General features: G+C 64.2%; 14 protein-coding genes. 7 read left to right on the top strand and 7 right to left on the bottom strand.

The features are described from left to right. Positions 1-849, bottom strand: a complete 849-nt coding sequence (locus Q2941_RS03990; RefSeq protein WP_458191709.1) for a phosphodiesterase — start codon at positions 847-849, stop codon at positions 1-3. A gap of 203 nt (positions 850-1052) precedes the next feature. Continuing rightward, positions 1053-2531: a protein adenylyltransferase SelO gene (locus Q2941_RS03985; RefSeq protein ID WP_027523893.1), complete on the bottom strand. Its 1479-nt coding sequence runs from the start codon at positions 2529-2531 to the stop codon at positions 1053-1055. Between the two features lie 195 nt (positions 2532-2726). On the opposite strand from Q2941_RS03985, the gene aspS reads away from it, so the two are divergent. From aspS to Q2941_RS03955, 6 genes are all read left to right on the top strand, one after another. Next, positions 2727-4499, top strand: a complete 1773-nt coding sequence (aspS, locus tag Q2941_RS03980) for an aspartate--tRNA ligase (protein WP_027523894.1) — start codon at positions 2727-2729, stop codon at positions 4497-4499. A gap of 2386 nt (positions 4500-6885) precedes the next feature. Continuing rightward, entirely contained in the window at positions 6886-9198 is a 2313-nt protein-coding gene (locus Q2941_RS03975) for an NADP-dependent malic enzyme (protein WP_027523896.1), read from the top strand. 146 nt (positions 9199-9344) lie between these two features. After that, positions 9345-9797 (top strand): DoxX family protein, encoded by a 453-nt coding sequence (locus tag Q2941_RS03970; RefSeq protein ID WP_458191708.1) that lies wholly within the window; start codon positions 9345-9347, stop codon positions 9795-9797. A gap of 429 nt (positions 9798-10226) precedes the next feature. After that, entirely contained in the window at positions 10227-11075 is an 849-nt protein-coding gene (locus tag Q2941_RS03965; protein ID WP_458191779.1) for an outer membrane protein, read from the top strand. 266 nt (positions 11076-11341) lie between these two features. After that, the gene (locus Q2941_RS03960) at positions 11342-12031 is read left to right on the top strand and encodes an ADYC domain-containing protein (RefSeq protein ID WP_458191707.1); all 690 of its coding nucleotides are present in this window, start codon (positions 11342-11344) and stop codon (positions 12029-12031) included. Positions 12032-12354: 323 nt separating this feature from the next. Then, positions 12355-14358, top strand: a complete 2004-nt coding sequence (locus Q2941_RS03955; protein WP_458191706.1) for a tetratricopeptide repeat protein — start codon at positions 12355-12357, stop codon at positions 14356-14358. Between the two features lie 143 nt (positions 14359-14501). Here Q2941_RS03955 and Q2941_RS03950 read toward each other — a convergent pair whose 3' ends face one another. The 4 genes from Q2941_RS03950 to Q2941_RS03935 all read right to left on the bottom strand — a co-directional run bounded on the left by Q2941_RS03950 (position 14502) and on the right by Q2941_RS03935 (position 18531). Then, complete coding sequence (locus Q2941_RS03950) at positions 14502-15065, bottom strand: dihydrofolate reductase family protein (protein ID WP_027523899.1); 564 nt, start codon at positions 15063-15065, stop codon at positions 14502-14504. A gap of 8 nt (positions 15066-15073) precedes the next feature. Next, positions 15074-16054: a polysaccharide deacetylase family protein gene (locus tag Q2941_RS03945; RefSeq protein ID WP_458191705.1), complete on the bottom strand. Its 981-nt coding sequence runs from the start codon at positions 16052-16054 to the stop codon at positions 15074-15076. 162 nt (positions 16055-16216) lie between these two features. Further along, a complete protein-coding gene (locus Q2941_RS03940) occupies positions 16217-16789 on the bottom strand; it encodes a glutathione peroxidase (RefSeq protein ID WP_254112221.1) in 573 nt (190 codons plus the stop codon). A gap of 83 nt (positions 16790-16872) precedes the next feature. Next, positions 16873-18531 carry a L,D-transpeptidase gene (locus tag Q2941_RS03935; RefSeq protein WP_254112222.1) on the bottom strand — a complete coding sequence of 553 codons (1659 nt, stop codon included), beginning with the start codon at positions 18529-18531 and terminating at the stop codon, positions 16873-16875. A 208-nt stretch (positions 18532-18739) separates the two neighbouring features. Here Q2941_RS03935 and Q2941_RS03930 point away from each other — a divergent pair, with 208 nt between their 5' ends. Continuing rightward, positions 18740-19288, top strand: coding sequence for a CreA family protein (locus Q2941_RS03930; protein WP_254112223.1), 549 nt, complete (start codon positions 18740-18742; stop codon positions 19286-19288). On the opposite strand, the gene Q2941_RS03925 is transcribed toward Q2941_RS03930, so the two are convergent. Then, complete coding sequence (locus Q2941_RS03925) at positions 19278-19481, bottom strand: hypothetical protein (RefSeq protein ID WP_027523904.1); 204 nt, start codon at positions 19479-19481, stop codon at positions 19278-19280. The genes Q2941_RS03930 and Q2941_RS03925 overlap by 11 nt on opposite strands. Positions 19482-19662: the final 181 nt, after the last annotated feature.

The raw sequence follows: 19662 nt of genomic DNA, 5'->3' as shown, positions 1-19662 counted from the left end.
TCACCGCGCCGGAAAGTTGAGCGCATAGTCGCGATCGTCCATTCCCTCTGGCGGGGAGAAGGGGAAGCGCAGGCTGGTGTCGAGGAAGTCGTGGCTGTGCACGACCAGGTTCTCCTGGTCGATCAGCACCACGCCATAGGCCGGCGGCTCGTGGCTTGCCAGATGGGGAGCGTTCGCATCGAGCTCGAACCAGACCTGGTGATTGGTGCCGCGCAGGGTGGAGAAGGGGATCGTGCCGTAGCTGCCCGAGATCGGCCGGTGCACATGGCCGAAGAACAGGTGACGGATGCGGGGACGATAGGGCGCGATCACCTCGGCAAATTCAGCGCTCTGCTTCAGCGCGATCTCGTCCATCGCGTGGACGCCGACCGGGAAGGGCGGATGATGCATGAAGAAGACGAACGGCACATCAGTCGGCGCCTTGGCGAGCGTCTCCTCCAGCCAGCCGAGCCGCTTTGCGCACATCTCGCCGGCGTCGCTGGTCTCGTCGAGCGTGTCGAGGAAGACGAACAGTCCGTGATCCGTGGTCCGCGTGCCCTGCACGAAACCGTTGGCATCGCGCGGCGCGGCCTTGAGCCCGTCGAGGCAGGCGACGCGCCGGTCATGATTGCCGACCATGGCGACGTGGGGAATCCTGAGCGGGGCCATCGCAGCTGCGAAATCCGCATAAGCCGCGGCGTCACCCCAATGGGTGAGATCGCCGGTCACGATCGCGAAGGCGGCGTCGGAATGGTGCTTGTTGATGTCGGCGACCGCGGCGTCCAGCCGGGCACGCGGATCGAGGCCATAGAGCTTCAGGCCCGGGCCCGCAAGATGCGTGTCGGTGATGTGGATGAATTTGAAAGGCATGGCGCGTGTGTCAGGTCTCTTGGAGGACGGTCGCCTCCGGCAAGACGGCCCGCCAGCCGGTTAGAGTGCGAGTGTTTCAGTTTGATGACAGTGGTTGCCGACGTCGCAAATTGTTGGGCACAACGGCAGACCGGGTCAACCGGGTCGTCTCGCGGTGCGGTAGGGAGTGGATCGCGCGAAGCGTAGCAGCGAGCGCCCGCCGCTCACGTCCCGCAGAACGTCCGCAGCACGCGCTGGTCCGGCAACGGCGGGTCCTGGTAGGCGGCGTACTCCGGCTGATCGTCGTAGGGCTTGGCCAGCACCTTCACCAACTCTTCGAACGGCGCGTAGTCGTCGTTGTCAACGGCGGCGCGGATCACCGCTTCGACGCGGTGATTGCGCGGGATGAAGGCGGGGTTGACGGCGTGCATGGCGGCCTGCCGCTCGGATGCGGACTGCGGCTCTGCGGCGATACGCTCGCGCCAGCGCTTGGCCCATTCGTCGAAGGCGGCCGGGTCGATGAACTGCGCGCGGACGTGCTCGTCGGCGGCCGCATCGCGCGCGGCATCGCCCAGCTTGCGGAAGGTGAGGGTGAAGTCGGCGGCGTTCTTCGCCATCGCGTCCAGCAGGTCCTGGATCAGCGCCTCGTCGCCGTCACGCTCGGTGAACAGGCCGACCTTCATGCGCAGGCCCGCCTGATAGGCTCTGGTGAAGGCGTCCGGGAACGCGCCAAGAATTTCCTGCGCCTGTTCGATCGCCTTCTCCTGGTCATCGGAGAACAGCGGCAAGAGGCATTCGGCGAGCCGCGTCAGGTTCCATAAGCCGATGCGCGGCTGGTTGGCATAGGCGTAGCGGCCCATCTCGTCGATCGACGAGAACACCTGCGCGGGATCGTAGGAGTCCATGAAGGCGCAGGGGCCATAATCGATCGTCTCGCCCGAGATCGAGGTGTTGTCGGTGTTCATCACGCCGTGGATGAAGCCGACCAGCAGCCAGCGCGCGACGAGATCGGCCTGGCGTGCGACAACGCCCGCGAGCAGCGCGTGATAGGGGCGCTCGGCCCCCGACAGCTCGGGATAGTGGCGGGCGATGACGTGATCGGCGAGGCGGCGGATCGCGTCGGTGTCGCGGCGCACGGCAAAATACTGGAAGGTGCCGACGCGGATGTGGCTCGCGGCCACGCGGGTTAGGACTGCGCCGGGCAACGCGGTCTCGCGGATCACATGCTCGCCGGTGACGACGGCGGCGAGCGAGCGCGTGGTCGGGATGCCGAGTGCGTACATCGCTTCGCTCACGACGTACTCGCGCAGCACCGGACCGAGCGCGGCGCGGCCGTCGCCGCGGCGAGAGAATGGGGTGGGGCCCGACCCCTTGAGCTGGATGTCGCGGCGGACGCCGTCCTTGTCGATGACCTCGCCGAGCAGGATCGCCCTTCCGTCACCGAGTTGGGGCACGAACTGCCCGAACTGGTGCCCGGCATAGGCCATGGCGATGGGGTCCGCGCCGGCAGGAACCGTTTTGCCGGCCAGGATCTCCGCCCCCTCCGGTGTCTCGAGGAGGTCCGGATCCAGCCCGAGATGGACGGCAAGCGGCCGGTTCAGCTTGATCAGCCGGGGCGCAGCGACCGGGGTCGGCGCCACGCGGGCGAAGAAGGTGTCCGGCAGCGCCGAATAGGAGTTCTGAAACGGGAAATGGACGGTCATGGCGGTAAATGTAGGGCTGGAACGCCCATCAGCAAAGGCTCAGGCCCAGCTTGAGCAAAAATGGACGGTTCGGGCCCAAAACAGGCCGTTCCCTTGGTTGCCGCACCCGGCCTCGTCGGGTAAACCCACCCGCAACTTCGGACCGGCCTTTTGGGTCGTCCGATTCGATCCTCCGACATCATTTTTGGGACTACCATGCATCGCTACCGGTCACATACATGCGGCGCGCTCCGCGAGAGCCACATCGGCGAGACGGTCCGCCTTTCCGGCTGGGTCCATCGCGTCCGCGACCATGGCGGCGTGCTGTTCATCGACCTGCGCGACCATTACGGCCTCACCCAGTGCGTGGTGGACCCGGACTCGCCGGCGTTCTCGCTGGCCGAGAAGCTGCGCTCGGAATACGTCGTGCGGATGGACGGCAAGGCCCGCCGCCGCCCGGAAGGGACCGACAATGACGATCTGCCGACCGGCAAGGTCGAGGTCTATGTCAGCGAGATCGAGGTGCTGGGCCCGGCCGGCGACCTGCCGCTGCCGGTTTTCGGCGACCAGGAATACCCTGAAGACATCCGCCTGAAATACCGCTTCCTCGACCTGCGTCGCGAGAAGCTGCACCAAAACATCATGACGCGTGTCGCGATCATCGATTCCATGCGCCAGCGCATGAAGGCGCAGGGTTTCTTCGAGTTCAACACGCCGATCCTGACCGCGTCCTCGCCGGAAGGCGCGCGCGACTTCCTGGTGCCCTCGCGCATCCATCCCGGCAAGTTCTACGCGCTGCCGCAGGCGCCGCAGCAGTACAAGCAGTTGCTGATGATGTCTGGCTTCGACCGCTACTTCCAGATCGCGCCCTGTTTCCGCGACGAGGACCCGCGCGCCGACCGTCTGCCCGGCGAGTTCTACCAGCTCGACGTCGAGATGAGCTTCGTCACGCAGGACGACGTGTTCGCGGCGATGGAGCCGGTGATCACCGGCGTGTTCGAGGAATTCGCCAAAGGCAAGCCGGTGACCAAGGGCTGGCGGCGGATTCCGTTCGCGGAAGCTCTTCGCAAATACGGCAGCGACAAGCCGGACCTGCGCAACCCCATCGAGATGCAGGACGTCTCCGAGCACTTCCGCGGCTCCGGCTTCAAGGTGTTCGCGCGCATGCTCGAAGACCCCAAGAACCAGGTCTGGGCGATCCCGGCCCCGGGCGGCGGTAGCCGCGCCTTCTGCGACCGCATGAATTCGTGGGCGCAAGGCGAGGGCCAGCCCGGCCTCGGCTACATCATGTGGCGCGAGGGCGGCGAGGGCGCAGGTCCGCTCGCGAACAACATCGGGCCGGAACGCACGGCTGCGATCCGCACGCAACTCGGCGTGAAGGAGGGCGATGCCGCCTTCTTCGTCGCCGGTGATCCCGACAAGTTCTGGAAGTTCTCAGGCCTTGCCCGCAACAAGGTCGGCGAGGAGCTGAACCTCACCGACAAGGAGCGGTTCGAGCTCGCCTGGATCGTCGACTTCCCGATGTACGAGTACAACGAGGACGACAAGAAGGTCGACTTCTCTCACAACCCGTTCTCGATGCCGCAGGGCGGCCTGGAGGCGCTGAAGGGCCAGGATCCGCTGACCATCAAGGCGTTCCAGTACGACATCACCTGCAACGGCTACGAGATCGCCTCGGGCGGCATCCGCAACCACGTGCCGGAAGCGATGGTGAAGGCATTCGAGATCGCAGGCTATGGCGAGCAGGAAGTGGTCGAGCGTTTCGGCGGCATGTACCGCGCCTTCCAGTACGGCGCGCCGCCGCATGGCGGCATGGCGGCGGGCGTCGACCGCATCGTCATGCTGCTCTGCGGTACCACGAACCTGCGCGAGATCTCGCTGTTCCCGATGAACCAGCAGGCCATGGACCTCCTGATGGGCGCGCCGTCGGAAGCCACGACCAAGCAGCTTCGCGAGCTCCACGTCCGGGTGAACCTGCCGCAGAAGTGATTTGGTCTCGTGCCCCGGACGCAGCGCAGCACGCAGTGGTGCGCTGCTGAGCCGGGGCCCATGTCTCGGCAAACACAGGCTTTCTGGGTCCCGGCTCTGCGCAGCAACGCTCGCGCGTTGCAGCGCGTCCGGGACACGAGACCGCAACCGCCCGAGTTAAAGCCCCGTCGATGCCTCGATGCGGAATGCGCCAGCGCGCTCTGCGGATCGGTTTGCAGAAGCTGCATCAATTGCATCAGCGGCACCTTGGCGCGGGGCGTGAGCTTGATGACGAGCGTCTGACCCGGCGTCCCGACAAAACTTGCGATCGCATCCACGGCCGTGCCCGCATCCGGATTGGCGGCGGCGACTTCCTCGCGGCGCACCCTGACGCTGTCGGCGAGCGCCTGACGGGCGGCCTCGCGGCTGACATTTTGCCCCCGTGCGTACTGCGCCGCCGCGGAATCGACGCCGCCATTGTCGCGCAGCGAGAACTCGATGGTACCGGCCTCGATTTGAGCCGCCTGGCCCATGACCTGCGCCAAGTCGGCAGAGAACAGCCCACGCGGCACGTTGCCGAGTGCGATGCGCAATTGCGCTTTTGCGATTCCTCCGATGTCGAGCGTCGCCGGCGCCAGCGCGAAACTGTTGGACTGCTCGGTCCAGGTTGCGCCGAGATCGAGGTCGATTGGAAGCTTGTCGATCCCGCCGAGAACCAACGGAAGCTGCTTCGGATCGGATGGATCGGTAGGCGTGACGAACTTCGCAACCACATGCGCCTTGCTCGGGATCGAGCCGATCAGTTGCCCCCAGTCCAGGCTCAGCGTGTCGATCGTGACGAGCTTCCTGGTGTTCTTGTAGGGCGCGGCAACGCCCTTGACCTCGGCGCCTTCGAGCACCCGGAACAGACCGAGCATCTGATCCGGCGAGGGCGCCTGCCCGGGGGTGGCGATGTTCGCTGCCCAGCGGATCAGGCTCGCTGCGCTGAAGGATTTCAGCGCGAAGCGCTCCATCTTGAACTGCCCCTGCGGCGCAGGCGCGTCGAGCCCTTCGAGCGCGAACTCGCCTTGGGCGTATTTGATCGCGTTGAGCTTTGCGGTTCCCTGCGGCGTATCGATCGACAGTTTGCTGATCACGGCTTTGCCGACGCGCATGCCCTCATAGATCCCGGCGAGCTTGTCCAGCATCTCGCGCGCCTGCGCCGGCGTCGCGGGGGATGACGGATCCCCCTTCGGCAGCAACGCCAAAATCTCGGCGATCCGGAATTTCGATGGCTGAAATCCGATGTCCTCGACGGCGACTCCGTCGACCTGCACGCGCATGCCTTGCGTCGACGTCACCGCGTACGGGCCGGTCGAGACCTGCCGATAGACCCGGTGGTAGCTCTCGTCATTGGCCTTCGCCGGATCCAGGACGGCAATCACGGCATTCACATCGAAATCATCGATGATCATGTTGGAGAGTTCGCCCGAGAGCTTGTCGGGTCTGCCCGGCTGCTGCGTGCTGAGCGTGAATACGGCGCGATCCACCTTCGCCGTATCGACCTTGCCGTGGTTGATGTTCCGGATCACCAGCCCCGAATAGGTGATGTCGCCGCTGCCGGCTCCGGCGAGGCCCGCATCGATCGTGACGGCGATGGTCGGCACCGTGACCGAGGCGGCCGTGGCATTGGCAAACTGCTCGAGCGTGAAACGATAGGCATCCACGAGCGAGTCCGACGCCGGCTTGCCCTTGGGGCGGGTCGTCCCGGAATAGTTGCTGATCGCGATCTGCGGGACCTTGTAGGTGGCTTTGACCTTGGTCGGGCCGGCCGCGCCGTCGATCGCGAACTCAAGGCCGGCGATATCGATGCTGTCGGCCGAGAAGCGTGCCTCGTCGCCCTGGCGGACGCCGACCGCCTTGACAGTGGCGATCTTGATGCCGGCGAGCGGCGCCCGTTCCGGCTCGACGGTGATATCCTCGACCGTCAGGGTCCGCGTCACCAGGTCGAAGGCCACCTTGCCGTGGCTCGCCTTGCCGCCAGAGGCGTGGATGGTCCGGACGAATGCCGTTTCAAATTCGGCGATGGCGCGGTGCTGAGCGTAGAGATTGAAGCCGAGCCAGCCGCCGCCTGCGAGCAACGCAAGCGCGATCAGGCCGATCAGGATTCGTCTCATGCGGTTAGCTCCAGTTGCTGGCTCGGGGCGGAACAACCTGCCATATTCGCGAAACGCCGCGCGGTCCAGGGAAAGCTATGGTTTTCAAATGTTTGACGGCGCCGTCTGTTGATGGGGCCGCAATCGGATGTTGCCACCAAGCCGCCGGCCGTGCTTGATCCCGTTTCCATGATCCGGAATACCGCCTTCGGGCCGGGGCGGGTCCGGGGGAAGAAAGTTTTGAGGCCGCAAAACGCGAGGCGAGGCAGGGCATGTCGTCTTATTCTGAAGATCTCCACCAGGCGGCGCTGGCCTATCACCGCCTGCCGCGTCCCGGAAAGCTAGAGATCCAGGCGAGCAAGCCGCTCGCCAACCAGCGCGACCTCGCGCTTGCCTATTCGCCGGGCGTCGCCGCCGCCTGCACCGAGATCGCCAAGAACCCGGCGGAGGCCGCCTCGTTGACGACCCGCGCCAACCTGGTCGCCGTGGTCTCCAACGGCACCGCGGTCCTGGGCCTCGGCAATATCGGCCCGCTGGCCTCCAAGCCCGTGATGGAAGGCAAGGCGGTGCTGTTCAAGAAGTTCGCCGGCATCGACGTCTTCGACATCGAGATCGCCGCCGATACCATCGAGCGCGTGGTCGAGACGGTGGCGGCGCTGGAGCCGACCTTCGGCGGCATCAATCTCGAGGACATCAAGGGCCCAGAGTGTTTCGAGATCGAGGCGCGGCTGAAGGAGCGCATGAAGATCCCGGTCTTCCATGACGACCAGCACGGCACTGCGATCATCGTCGCCGCCGCGATCACCAACGGCCTGCGGCTGAACGGTAAAAAGCTCTCGGACGTCAAGATCGTGGCGTCGGGGGCAGGGGCGGCTGCGCTCGCGACGCTGAACCTCCTGGTTTCGATGGGCGCGCAGCGCAAGAACATCTGGGTCTGCGACATCGACGGCCTCGTCTATGACGGGCGCAACACGCTGATGGACCGCTGGAAGGCGGTCTACGCCCAGAAGACCGACAAGCGCACGCTCGGCGACGTGATCGGCGGCGCCGACATCTTCGTCGGGCTCTCGGCACCGGGCGTGCTGACGCCCGACATGGCCAAGGCGATGGCCGACCATCCGCTGATCATGGCGCTTGCGAACCCGACGCCGGAGATCATGCCGGAGGAGGCGCGGAAAGCGCGCCCCGACGCCATGATCTGCACCGGCCGATCCGACTACCCGAACCAGGTCAACAACGTCCTGTGCTTCCCCTTCATCTTCCGCGGCGCGCTCGATGTCGGCGCCACCGCGATCAACGAGGAGATGAAGCATGCCGCGGTCGACGCCATCGCGCAGCTCGCGCGCGAGGCGCCGTCGGATGCGGTCTCGCAAGGCAGCTTCGACAGCGGCGAGGCGGGCGGCTTCGGCCCGGGCTCGCTGATCCCGAGCCCGTTTGATCCTCGCCTTATCCTGCGCATCGCTCCGGCGGTCGCCAAGGCCGCGATGGAATCGGGCGTCGCAACGCGCCCGATCACAAATTTCGACGAATATGCGGCCCAGCTCATGCGCTTCGCCTTCCGCTCGGGCATCGTCATGAAGCCGATGTTCGCCAAGGCCAAGACCCAGCCGGTGCGCGTGATCTATGCCGAGGGCGAGGACGAGCGCGTGCTGCGCGCCACGCAGGTCGTGCTAGAGGAGAAACTGGCGCGTCCCATTCTGGTCGGCCGCCCGTCGGTGGTCGAGGCGCGCATCAAGCGCTTCGGTCTCTCGATCAAGGCGGGCAAGGATTTTGACCTCGTCAACCCCGAGGACGATCCGCGCTACCGCTCCTATGTGCAGTCCTATGTCGAGGTTGCCGGCCGCCGCGGTGTTACCCCGGAGGGAGCGCGCACGGTGGTCCGCACCAACAACACGGTGATCGCGGCGCTTGCCGTGGGGCGCGGCGAGGCGGATGCGATGCTCTGCGGCGTCGAGGGGCGCTACATGAGCCATCTGCGCCACGTTCGCGAGATCATCGGCTTCTCGAGCGGGATCAGCGACTATGCGGCGCTGGCGCTGATGATCACCACCAAGGGCGCGTTCTTCATCGCGGACACCCAGGTGCGGCCCAATCCCAGCGCGGAGGAGCTGGCCGAGATCGCGGCGCTCGCGGCAATCCACGTGCAGCGCTTCGCACTGAAGCCGAAGGTCGCCTTCGTGTCGCATTCCGACTTCGGCAGCTATGACACGGACACCTCGCGCAAGATGCGCCGGGCGACGCAGCTGCTGAAGGAGAAGCATCCGGAGATCGAGGCCGATGGCGAGATGCAGGCCGATACCGCGCTGTCGGGCGCGGCGCGCAAGCTGGTGCTGCCGCACTCGAACCTGGAAGGTGAGGCCAACATCCTGATCATGCCGACGCTGGACGCGGCCAACATCGCCTACCAGACCATCAAGGTGCTGGCCGACGCGCTTCCCGTCGGGCCGATCCTGATCGGACCGGCGCGCCCTGCGCACATCCTCACGCCGGGTGTCACGGCGCGGGGCATCCTCAACATGACGGCAGTCGCGGTGGTGGAGGCCCAGGAACGCGCGGCACGGCAGCAGCCGAGTTTGTTTACGTAAGCTCGTAGCCTAGCCGCATTGAAGCTGCAAATCCTCTCCCCTTGTACAAGGGGAGAGGGGAAGACATTTCCCCGTTTGAAAACCGCCGGCGGAATCTTCATAATCGCTTCGTGTCCCGCCCTTAAAGCATTGCCAAGAGGCCGACCATGCCAGCGTTCGTGACTTTCGGGCGAATCCTGTTCGCCGTGCTGTTCATCTATACGGGCGCGACGAAGCTGTTCGCGATACAGGCGACTGCCGATTTCATCGCCAGCAAGGTCACCGTTCCAGAGATGATCGCCCCCTATGCCCAGCAAGTGGAGCAGGCCACCAGCATGACGACGCCGCAGTTGCTTGCGATCGCGGTCGGTGGGCTCGAGATCATCTCAGGGCTGATGATCGCGCTGAATTTCGCCGCGCGCTTCTTCGCGATGCTGCTGGTCATCTACGTCGCGGCCGCGACCTTCCTGTTCTACGACTTCTGGAACCAGACCCCGCCCGAGAACGGCAAGATGCTGGTAGACGCACTGAAGAACCTCTCGATCATCGGCGCGCTGTTCATGATCATGGGCTACGGCCGCGCCACCCGTCCGGCCGAGGCGGCCTACGGGGACGTGTAGTCCAGTTAGCGGCGTTGGCTGCGGACAGACGTCCTGCTCTCCGACATGAGTCGGAGGCTCGCAGCGCGAGCTGACCATTCTCGCGGTCTGTGATGATCGCGTGAACCGTCATTCACACATTATGGCTTTGGGATCACAGGGTTTCTGCAAAATCGCGACCGCTGTGAAGCAAGCGCATCTCTCGGCTTGTCGGAGTGCGCCGGCGCCGAATACTACCGGTTGTGCGGTTGTGAAGGGGCGGCCGTCGTGGTTCGAGGCAATTGGGGGCGGGCTTGGTTCATTCGAAGCGAGGCGCGGCTGCGCGCGCGGCCGTGGTTTTCTGTGTGGCACAGGTCTTGGGTTTTGCCGCGCAGCCGGCAAGTGCCGCCGATCTGCCCGTCAAGGCGCGGCCGCAAGTGAGGCCCCTCGTTCACTGCGCAGGAATCGACGCTGACGTCGCATGGTTACACGGTCGGTGCCGGCGCTGAATATCGCCTCGCTGACAACGTGTCGCTGCGCGGCGAATACCGCTACGTCGCGCTCGGCCGCAACACGACGGTCGATCCGCTCGGCGCGGTCTGGACCACCGACCTGTCCGAGCATGTGGTCCGGATCGGCGCGGCCTATCGTTTCGGCCAGTTCGGCGGGCCAGTAACCGCATCGGCAGCGCCGGTGTTGAATCCGACATGGACAGGCGTCTACGTCGGTGCGGGCTTGGGGGGCGATGTCATCGCGCCTCATGTCGCGGGCTCGTTCGCAGGCGTGCTGGATTTCAACGCGTCCGGTCTCGGCGGCGCCGATGTCGGCGGTACTTTCACGATCGCCTACGATCGCCAGATCGCGCCGAAATGGGTCGTCGGCGCGTTCGGATTGATCGATGCCGGAACGAATGGCGGCGCCAAGGTCAGTGCATCGACCGGGGCAGGTGGTGTGGCGATCTCCTCGGATCTCGCTGCGGTGAAGTGGGGTTGGACCGTCGGCGGACGCGTCGGCTATCTCGTTGCGCCGGAGACGCTGGTCTATCTGCTCGGCGGCTACAGCGGAACGACCGCGCAGTCGATCACGTACAACTTCCTGGGATTTCCCGGCACCGCTCCGACGCGGGAATATCACGGCGCGACCTTCGGCGGCGGCTTCGAGCGCTTCTTCAGCGACAGGATCTCCGCCCGCGCCGAGTATCGCGTGACGCATCTCGAGGCGAGAGACGATTTGGCGTCTGATTTCATGACTAGCTTGAGCGCTGGCGGTACGGTGCACACGCTGCGCGGCGTGCTGGCCTATCACTTTCCGACGCCGTAACCGTTCCTTGCGGTCGGCGGTGGCCTGGGGCTTGAATGGCGCACGCGGAATGTCTCGCTGTTTTCGACAGCCGAGTACCTCGCGTTGTCGGACAACAGCTCGCTCGTGAGTGGGCGCGCGGGGCTGCGCGTCGGTTTCTAGCCTAAGGCACTTGTTGCAAAATCGAAAAAATTGGGAAGCGAAACCAGAATTCCTGAGAAAAGGAAGCGAACTAGTTCGCTTCAGGCACAGTATCTGTCATGCAGAGATATTCTCGCTCCCCGAGAATGGGTGCAGGTGAATCGACGAAGGCGCAAGCCCGCTCGGTTCGCCGTCGTCAAGGGACAGGAGCGCGTCGTCTGGTCCGTATCGACGCGGTGGAGCACGATCCCAAGGACCAAAGCGGAGAGGTCGTTCTGTACCAGCTCTCGGAACAGGAGCCTGCGAGCGGAGAATGGCGCAATCTCTGCCAGCCCGATCCGGAGGGAAGGCCGCTCGGATTCCCGCTTGCCGGTTCGTTCACGGAGGACGGGCGGTACCTGCCTCCCTCGGTAGAAGCGGAGCGAAGCCGGCTATTGATCACTTGTACCGGCGGCGCCGAAGGCAAATGCGTCCGTCTTGGCTACAAGCCCTGGGGCTCGACGCCCGATGGCGCTTCGCTTGCGCCCTATTATCAGGCTTGCGTTCGGCTGATACGGGCCGATTACTGCGGTGACGGACAGGGGCATACGCGCAATGGCACCGCGATCGACATCTTCGACAAGATCGGTATCGTCGCCGACGGGAAAGTACCGGAGATGACCTTCGAAGCGGCCTGGGCGCCTGCGGGCGCGGTCTGTGTGCGACATACGAGGCTGCCTGACATCCTGGACAACGCGATGCTCGGCAAAGCGTGCCCGCGTCTTGCCGACCAGATCGGCGAAAGTTGCGACGAGACGAAGCCGGCCTTGTTGTTCAATCGCTCCGTGGCGCGTTGAGCTGCCTGCGGTGCATTGAGGGCCCGCGCGTAGTCTCGATCGGCAATTGGTGCCCTTGTAGCTGGAATCCCAAGATCGTAGCAGAAATCGCGGGTTGGCTACTTCTGACGCGTGGACGCGCGTGGTGCGTCCCAGCTTCGCGCAAGGTCGTTGCTGTAGAATGATGGGGAGCGAGGCGTCAGGCAAATTCGAGAGTTGCTCAGCGTTCTGGCGGCTTGTCTGGCTGTGCAGTTCGTAGGGGGACTCAGGCGCGTTTCATAGAGTCTGCACGAGCGGCAAACGCACGAAGGGGCATCTGTCTCGCACCCTACGTAATCGCATCGATGATGGGGCCCATCGTAATGTTTGCTGATAAGTCGTCAGGTTCTGTATCATTCGAGGCCGGTCTTGCGCACCATTGCGCAGGCCGCTTGCCGCAAGCAGAGGCGATTTATCGGCAGATACTGGCATCCGAGCCGGATCATGCGGACAGTCTTCACCTCCTGGGCCTTGTTTCGCTCCAGGCTGGTCACCCCGACAGGGCGCTCGATCTCATCATCCGTGCCGTCAAGCTCCAGCCTCGCGACAGCGTGTATCATAGCAGCATGGCTGCCACTCTGCGCGCTCTCGGACGAAGGGGCGAGGCCATCGCGAGCTACCGGGAAGCGCTGCTGCATAAGTCCGACGATCTGGATACGCACATTCAGCTTGGTATCCTGCTGGGTGAATGCGAAGACGTCGCGGGTGAGGAAGCCCATTACCGGCGCGCGCTGCAATATGCTCCCGATCATGTCGATGCCCGTTTCCATCTCGCCAATCTGCTGATGAGACGGAAGCATTTCGATGATGCGATCAGCGAGTTTCGGCAGGTGCTGCGGCAAAGACCGGATTTTGCGGCGGCCCACTGCAACCTTGGGGCAGTGTTATTCAATCTGTCCGCTTTCGAGGAATGCGAGCGTTGCTATCGTGAGGCCCTGCGCCTCAACCCGACATTTGCGGAGGCCCATAACAATCTTGGTGGTCTTCTCATCAAATTGGGGCGCCTCGACGAGGCGGAGGTCAATCTTCGCGAAGCTTGCAAACTGAACTCATGTTTCCCCGAGGCCTTGAACAATCTCGGTGACTTGCTGCGACTGCGGGGCCGGCTGGAAGAGGCGGAAGCATGCTGCAGGGAAGCTTTGCGTCTGAAGCCGGACTATGTTCCGGCGTACCTGATCCTGGGCAACGCCCTTCGCGAGTCCGGCCGCTTCCACGAAGCGGAGTCTTGCTATCGGGCAGCTCTTGATCGCAATCCGACCTGGCTGGAGGCGCTCAACAATCTTGGCACCCTGCTGTTTGATCTCGGGCGGCCTGAAGAAGCCATCCAGAGCTTCCGAACGGCGGTGTCGCAAAAGCCGGATTATGCCCACGCGCATTTCAACCTTGGGATCACGCTGTTGCTGGCCGGCCAGTTCGACGAGGGATGGCGGGAATATGAGTGGCGGTGGAAGCAGGACACGAAAAAGCAGCATCTGCGCGGCTTCAGCCAGCCTCTCTGGGATGGAGGAGATATCGGTGATCAGGTCCTGCTGCTGCATGCGGAGCAGGGCCTGGGCGACACGCTCCAGTTCTGTCGCTTCGTGCCGGCAATTGCGGCGGGGCGGCGGGTCGTTCTCGAGGTTCAGCGGCCGCTGGTGCCGCTCCTGGCGGGGTTGCCGGGAATTGAGAGCATCGTCGCCCATGGCGATCCGCTGCCGCCATTCGATCTGTATTGTCCACTATTGAGTCTGCCGCGGGTGCTTGGCACCACAATCGAAACCATCCCGCAGCAGGCATCCTATCTCCGGGCCGATCCGCAACGCGTGGCGGCCTGGCGCCATCGGGTCCGGCAGCTCGATGGCCTGCGGATCGGCCTCGTCTGGGCCGGCAATCAGACGATGAGCGGCGACCGGCGCCGATCCATTCCGCTTGAACGATTCTCGGAGCTGGCGGACCTGCCGGGGGTGAGTTTCGTCTCATTGCAGAAGGGATCGGGAGCCAGGCAGTCGCCGCCGCCTGGTCTGTCCTTGCATGACTGGACGGAAGATCTCCACGACTTCGGTGAAACCGCGGCGCTGATCGAGGCACTGGATCTGGTCATCAGTGTCGATACCGCGGTGGCGCATCTTGCAGGAGCTCTTGGCCGCCCGGTCTGGCTGCTCAATCGCTTCGATCGGTGCTGGCGATGGTTGCTGAACCGCGACGACAGCCCCTGGTATCCGACGCTGCGCCAATTCCGCCAACCTCAGCCCGGCGATTGGAGCAGGGTCCTCCAGGACGTGCGGGCCGAACTCGAGAAGTGCAGTTTGCCCCGATCCGCCGTCCAGTAGCGCCACGTACTCTCGAATGTCACACGCTCTTATGTGGGTGAGGGCGTCGTTATGCCGGTAAAGGCGCGTCGTTCGTTATGCGTGGCAAACGCATGCGCAGGTATTAAAACACCGGTACTGTGCATGGGGTTGTCTTTCGAGTTTTATTGGGACCCTCTCGCGGGCCGCCACGGGGTCACAGTCACGCCATGCGCCGCGTCAAGCAAATACGGTGTGCCCGGATTCATCCCGTGTGAGGTCAGCACCTCCTGCGGCGTTCGCTTTGGCACACCGACGAAACAGCCTTCGCCGCCAGGCAGGCGCACCTTTGGGGCTTCCGAGAGCCAGAAGGTGTCGTAGCGGTCCATGAACATGTCGAACACGACGGGGCCGCCGATGATCGCGACCGTGCCGGAGGCAACGTCGGCAAAAGAGCAGGCTTCCTCGAAGCTCGCGCCGAGCGGATTCCACAGTGTCGCGTTCGGCATCTCCGGATCGACCACGAGCGCTGCGATCTTGCGGGTCAGGATCAGCCGCTTGCGCTTGGGTGAATTCGGCTGTCCCTCATGCGAGTGCCGGCCGTGCACGATCAGCGCAGTGCGATCGAGCGCCTGCTCGAAGAACCTCTTGTCGCCCTCGAACTTCAGGCTGTCGGGCATGACGTGCCGCGCGTCGGCAAGCATGCCGTCGGCGGAGACGATGACGTAGCCTTCGAAACGGAAAGACAACGGCGCGACTATTCCGAGACCGTCGTCACCACGCTGTTGACCGGGCGCTGGCTCACAGTCGGCAGCTTGACGTCCTTCAGCAGCTCCTGGTCGTACTCGGGCAGCGTCGACACCGGGCTCTTCGCGCGCATCGCCACGACCTTGTAGCCGCCGGCCTTGAGCTGCGCGAGCAGCGCGGGCAGGGCCTCAGCGGTGTGCTTCTGGAAGTCGTGCATCAGGATGATGCCCTTGCCGAGCTTGGTGAGCTTCTTCATCACGGTGTCGATCACCTTCTCCGGCTTGGAGGCCTTGAAGTCGAAGGAGTCGAGGTCGCAGGAGAAGATCGCGATGTTGCGGTTGCCGAGATAGGTCACCATCTCCGGCGGGTGCTGGAGCGCCGGGAAGCGGAAGAACGGCGAGGGCGAGATGCCGCCGAGCGCCCATTTCACCGCTGAGAAGCCCTTCTCGATCTCGTCCTTCTTCTGTTGATCGGTGAGCTTCTTGTTGTTGAGGTTGGCGTGCGACCAGGTGTGCGCACCGATGGTGTGGCCGGCGGCATAGACCTTCTTCAAGATCTCCGGCTCGTAGGTCGAGTGCTTGCCGATCGGGAAGAAGATGCCGGTGGTGCATTCATCGGCGAGCGCCTTCAGCACCGCAGGCGTGTTGTTCGGCCACGGGCCGTCGTCGAAGGTCAGCACGACCTCGTGGTCGCGCAGGAAGTCGAGCTCCTTGAAGTGCTCGAAGCCGAAGCCTGGACCACCCGTGGTGTCGATCTCGACGGTGCGGGCGACGCCGAGCGCACTGGGATTGCTGCAGGCGGCGCGTGCCGGCTGCGCGCCCTGTGCCGCTGCTGGCGGGCTGGCGGCCGCGGCAAGGGCCGCTGCCGGCGCTGCGGCGGGGGCGGCCTGCGCGGCTGCCGCGGGCTTCGCGGCTGGGGTCTGCGACCATGCGGCGCTCGCCATCGCAAGAGAGATCGCGCTCGCCAAAATCAGTCCTGCCGCAACACGCATGATGTTGTCCTCGATAGATTGATACCGTTGTTCGGCCGTAGCTTTTTTGCCCCTGTCCGAACCTGTCCGCCCCAGACAATCCTAGCCTAGTTGGTGGGCCATCACCAATGCAACGGCTGTTTGGCTCAGCTAGGCAATTGTGCCCAGGCGCGTGAGACCAGCTCAGCTATCCGCGAGCGCCTTCGCGACCGCGGTCTTGACGCGCGTGTCGGTCGGCTCGACAGCAGAGGCGAAAACCTCGGCGATATAGCCGTCGCGGCCGATGAGGTATTTGTGGAAGTTCCAGCGCGGAACTTCCTTCGGCCGGGCTTCCGCCGCCCATTTGTAGAACGGATGGGCCTTGGGACCGACCACGACGGCCTTGGCGGCGATCGGGAAGGTAACGCCGTATTGGTGATGTGCGGTCTCCGAAATCTCGGTTACGCCGCCCGGCTCCTGGCCGCCGAAATCGTTCGAGGGCACGCCGATGATGGTCAGTCCGCGTTCGCGGAACTCGTTCCAGAGTTCCTGAAGACCAGCATATTGTGGAGTGTAGCCGCACAGCGAGGCTGTGTTGACGATCATCAGCGGTCGGCCGGTAAACGCGGCAAGCCGGATATCGTCGCCGGAGAGCGCGGGGAAGGAGAAGGCGTAAGCCGAGATCTTGCTCATCGACGCTTGCGCAAGGGCGCGAGTCGCGACGGGGCTGGTGATCGCGGCAAGCGCCGCGGTGAGCATTGTCCTGCGGTTCAGCATGGCGATGTCCCCGAAGGTGATCCGGGGACGATGATACTCCGCGCGCGCGACCAAGCGCGCTCAACACCGCGTTATGCGGAGGCCTAGCGCAAGCGGACGATGAAATCCGTGCCTTCGCCGGTTTCGCCCTGATTGATGCCCTGGTCGGAGACGATGATCGAGCTGCCGGTGGTCAGCATCTCGCCGATCTTCGCCATGGTGTCGGCGGGGATGGAGATGCGGTCGAGCGCCTCGGCCGGACTGTCCGGTGTGATCACAGGCTTTGCGGCGATCGGGATGACGCCGGCCATGCGCTGGCGGCGAGTCATGCGGCTGTCGTCGTCACGCTCCACCGAGCGGACGGCGACGGGCACCGACACCACCGACCAATGCAGCGCGTTGGCATCGCTCTTGTCGGCTTCCGCGGTGAAGACATGCGTGCCGAGCGGACGGTCGCTGGCCGCGATCGTCACGGGCGCATCGAACAGCGGCGAAAAGTTCTGCCGCACATAGATCTTGGAATCCTTGCGGCTGATGAACACCGCGATCTGGCCGGTACGCTTCGGCGGTTCGGGCTTTGCGGCTGGCGCGGGCTCGGTGATGCGGGTCTGATCCTTTTTCGCATCGGCGGCGGGCTGTGCTGCAGGCGTCGGCGCCGTCACGGTGACATCGGGCTTCTTGGCCTCGGTCGCTTCGGCCTTTGCCGGTTCAGGCTTGGCAACGTCAGCCTTAACAGCTTCGGGCTTGGTGCTCGCGCTCGCAGCAGGCTTGGCGGTCGCTTCGTCCGTTTGCGGTTTTGCCGGCTCGGATGCGTCAGCGATTTTCGCACCGTTCGTCTTTGCGTCTTCGTTCGGAGGGGCCTTGTCAGCGGGGGCCTCCTCGCGCGCCATCGCGTTGCCAATGGTTGCGTCCGACATCACGGTATGGCCGACGGTCGAGCGCAGCTCCATCGCCGGCTCGGCGTTCACACTCTTGACCTCAGCAGCCTTGACCTCCGCGGCTTTGCTCTCTTCGGCCTTGCTCTCAGGAGACATGGCCTCGGGGGCGCCCTTGTCCGCCTTGTCGGCGACGGTTGTCGCAGGCTGCTCCAGGCTCGCCGTCGGCTGCGGCGGGACGCGCAGGCTCGCGAGCAGGGGATGCGAGAAACTGTGCGGGGTCATCTCGCCGGGCGTCACGATCACGCGCGCGCCCATCTTGGTCCAATTCCACATCTTCACCGCGAACGCCATCGGCATGCGGATGCAGCCATGGGAGGCGGGATAGCCGGGCAGCACGCCGGCATGCATGGCGACACCCGACCAGGTGATGCGCTGCATATACGGCATCGGTGCGCCGCTATAGATGTTGGAATGGTGGAATTTGTGTTTCTGGATGACGCTGAACACGCCCATCGGCGTGGGATGCCCCTTCATGCCGGTCGACACCGGCGATTCCGCGAACACGCCGTTGGAATCGTAGACCGTCACCCTCTGCCGGTCGATCGAGATGGCGATGACCAGAGGCCCTTGCGGCTTGGCGCCGGTCTCCTTCTCGCCGCTCTCTTTCTTTTTCTTGCCCAGAACAGTGGCGCGCTTGCGCGGATTCGCACGCTCGATCCGCGGCTGCGGCTGGTGATAGTAAGAACCGTCGGTGTAGTCCGACCAGTAATACATCGCGGCTTCCGCATGGGTCGTGGTGCCAATCGCACCCGCCGCCGTCAAAATGGCGACCCGCCACAACCGCGCCCTTGCGCCAGAAGAACCGGTCACGCTCACGCTATTCATCCTCGAATCCGTCTTCCAAATCAGTAGTTAGTCTCGCAAAGGGGATACGCGTTCACCACTATAGCGGTTCTGATATCAGCCAATTTTGTCGAAGCCGTAGCAAAAAAGCCTCACAGACCGGTAAACGGAGGCTGCGCGGGTCAGCCGGTCGCCTTCCTGATCAGCTCTCGAATCCCTACATTGCGGGGACTTGTTACCGGAGAACTTCATGTCATCTCGTTTCCCCGGTCTTTCTGGCATGCACTTGAAAGGCCTCGCTTTATTCCTCCTGCTCATGGCCGTGCCGGCCAGCTTCGCCCAAGCCGCCGATGAGCCCGATCTGATCTTCCGCCGCTCCACCGTGTTCAAATGGCTGAGCCCGAACGACAAGCTCGCGACCTATGGCCTCGACGATCCCGAGGTCGAGGGCGTGGCCTGTCATTTCACGGTACCGGAGAAGGGCGGCTTCAAGGGCTGGTTGGGGCTCGCCGAGGAGGTCTCTGACATCTCGCTCGCCTGCCGGCAGGTCGGTCCCATCAAGTTCAAGGACAAGCTGGAGCAGGGCGACGACATGTTCCGAAGGCGCCGTTCGCTGTTCTTCAAGAAGATGCAGATCGTGCGCGGCTGCGATACCAAGCGCAACGTGCTGGTCTACATGGTCTATTCCGACAAGCTGATCGAGGGCTCGCCGAAGAACTCGACCTCGACCGTGCCGATCATGCCGTGGGGGCCGACGGATACCAGCATTCAGAAGTGCGGCGACTTCTTCACTCAGTGACGAGTTTGCGGCTGGCGCGCGGCCTTGCGAGAAGCGAGCCGGTCAGCCGCACGAACGCCTGCGGTGCCGCCTCATAGCCGCGGTCTGATTGCAGCGCCATCGCGCCGGTGGCGCCGCACTGCCTCTGTCTCTTATTGGCGCGGTCCGAACCCTGGTCCGCATCGCGCGCCATTGCGCGATCTAAAGCCATCATGATGGCCATCCCTCAACCCTGAGCCTCGGTTTGATGCCGGGCTTATCGATGTTCGAAGGCGTCGGTCGTCGCTGGAACAACCCCGGTTCAGCGGAACTTCGCGCTTCTTTGCGCTCCTCTTCAGCAGAGAAACGTAAAATGCGTGTGAAGCGGCTGCTTCGGGACGGTGAGCGCAAGCGCG

The sequence above is a fragment of the Bradyrhizobium sp. UFLA05-153 genome (genome assembly GCF_054185185.1).
This window is presented reverse-complemented; position numbering and strand designations above follow the sequence as displayed.

Bases quoted from the DNA above. Each gene is read 5' to 3' on its own strand.
- Q2941_RS03990 (WP_458191709.1), bottom strand. From the start codon at position 849: ATGCCTTTCAAATTCATCCACATCACCGACACGCATCTTGCGGGCCCG.
- Q2941_RS03985 (WP_027523893.1), bottom strand. From the start codon at position 2,531: ATGACCGTCCATTTCCCGTTTCAGAACTCCTATTCGGCGCTGCCGGAC.
- aspS (WP_027523894.1), top strand. From the start codon at position 2,727: ATGCATCGCTACCGGTCACATACATGCGGCGCGCTCCGCGAGAGCCAC.
- Q2941_RS03975 (WP_027523896.1), top strand. From the start codon at position 6,886: ATGTCGTCTTATTCTGAAGATCTCCACCAGGCGGCGCTGGCCTATCAC.
- Q2941_RS03970 (WP_458191708.1), top strand. From the start codon at position 9,345: ATGCCAGCGTTCGTGACTTTCGGGCGAATCCTGTTCGCCGTGCTGTTC.
- Q2941_RS03960 (WP_458191707.1), top strand. From the start codon at position 11,342: ATGGGTGCAGGTGAATCGACGAAGGCGCAAGCCCGCTCGGTTCGCCGT.
- Q2941_RS03955 (WP_458191706.1), top strand. From the start codon at position 12,355: ATGATGGGGCCCATCGTAATGTTTGCTGATAAGTCGTCAGGTTCTGTA.
- Q2941_RS03945 (WP_458191705.1), bottom strand. From the start codon at position 16,054: ATGCGTGTTGCGGCAGGACTGATTTTGGCGAGCGCGATCTCTCTTGCG.
- Q2941_RS03940 (WP_254112221.1), bottom strand. From the start codon at position 16,789: ATGCTGAACCGCAGGACAATGCTCACCGCGGCGCTTGCCGCGATCACC.
- Q2941_RS03935 (WP_254112222.1), bottom strand. From the start codon at position 18,531: ATGAATAGCGTGAGCGTGACCGGTTCTTCTGGCGCAAGGGCGCGGTTG.
- Q2941_RS03930 (WP_254112223.1), top strand. From the start codon at position 18,740: ATGTCATCTCGTTTCCCCGGTCTTTCTGGCATGCACTTGAAAGGCCTC.
- Q2941_RS03925 (WP_027523904.1), bottom strand. From the start codon at position 19,481: ATGATGGCTTTAGATCGCGCAATGGCGCGCGATGCGGACCAGGGTTCG.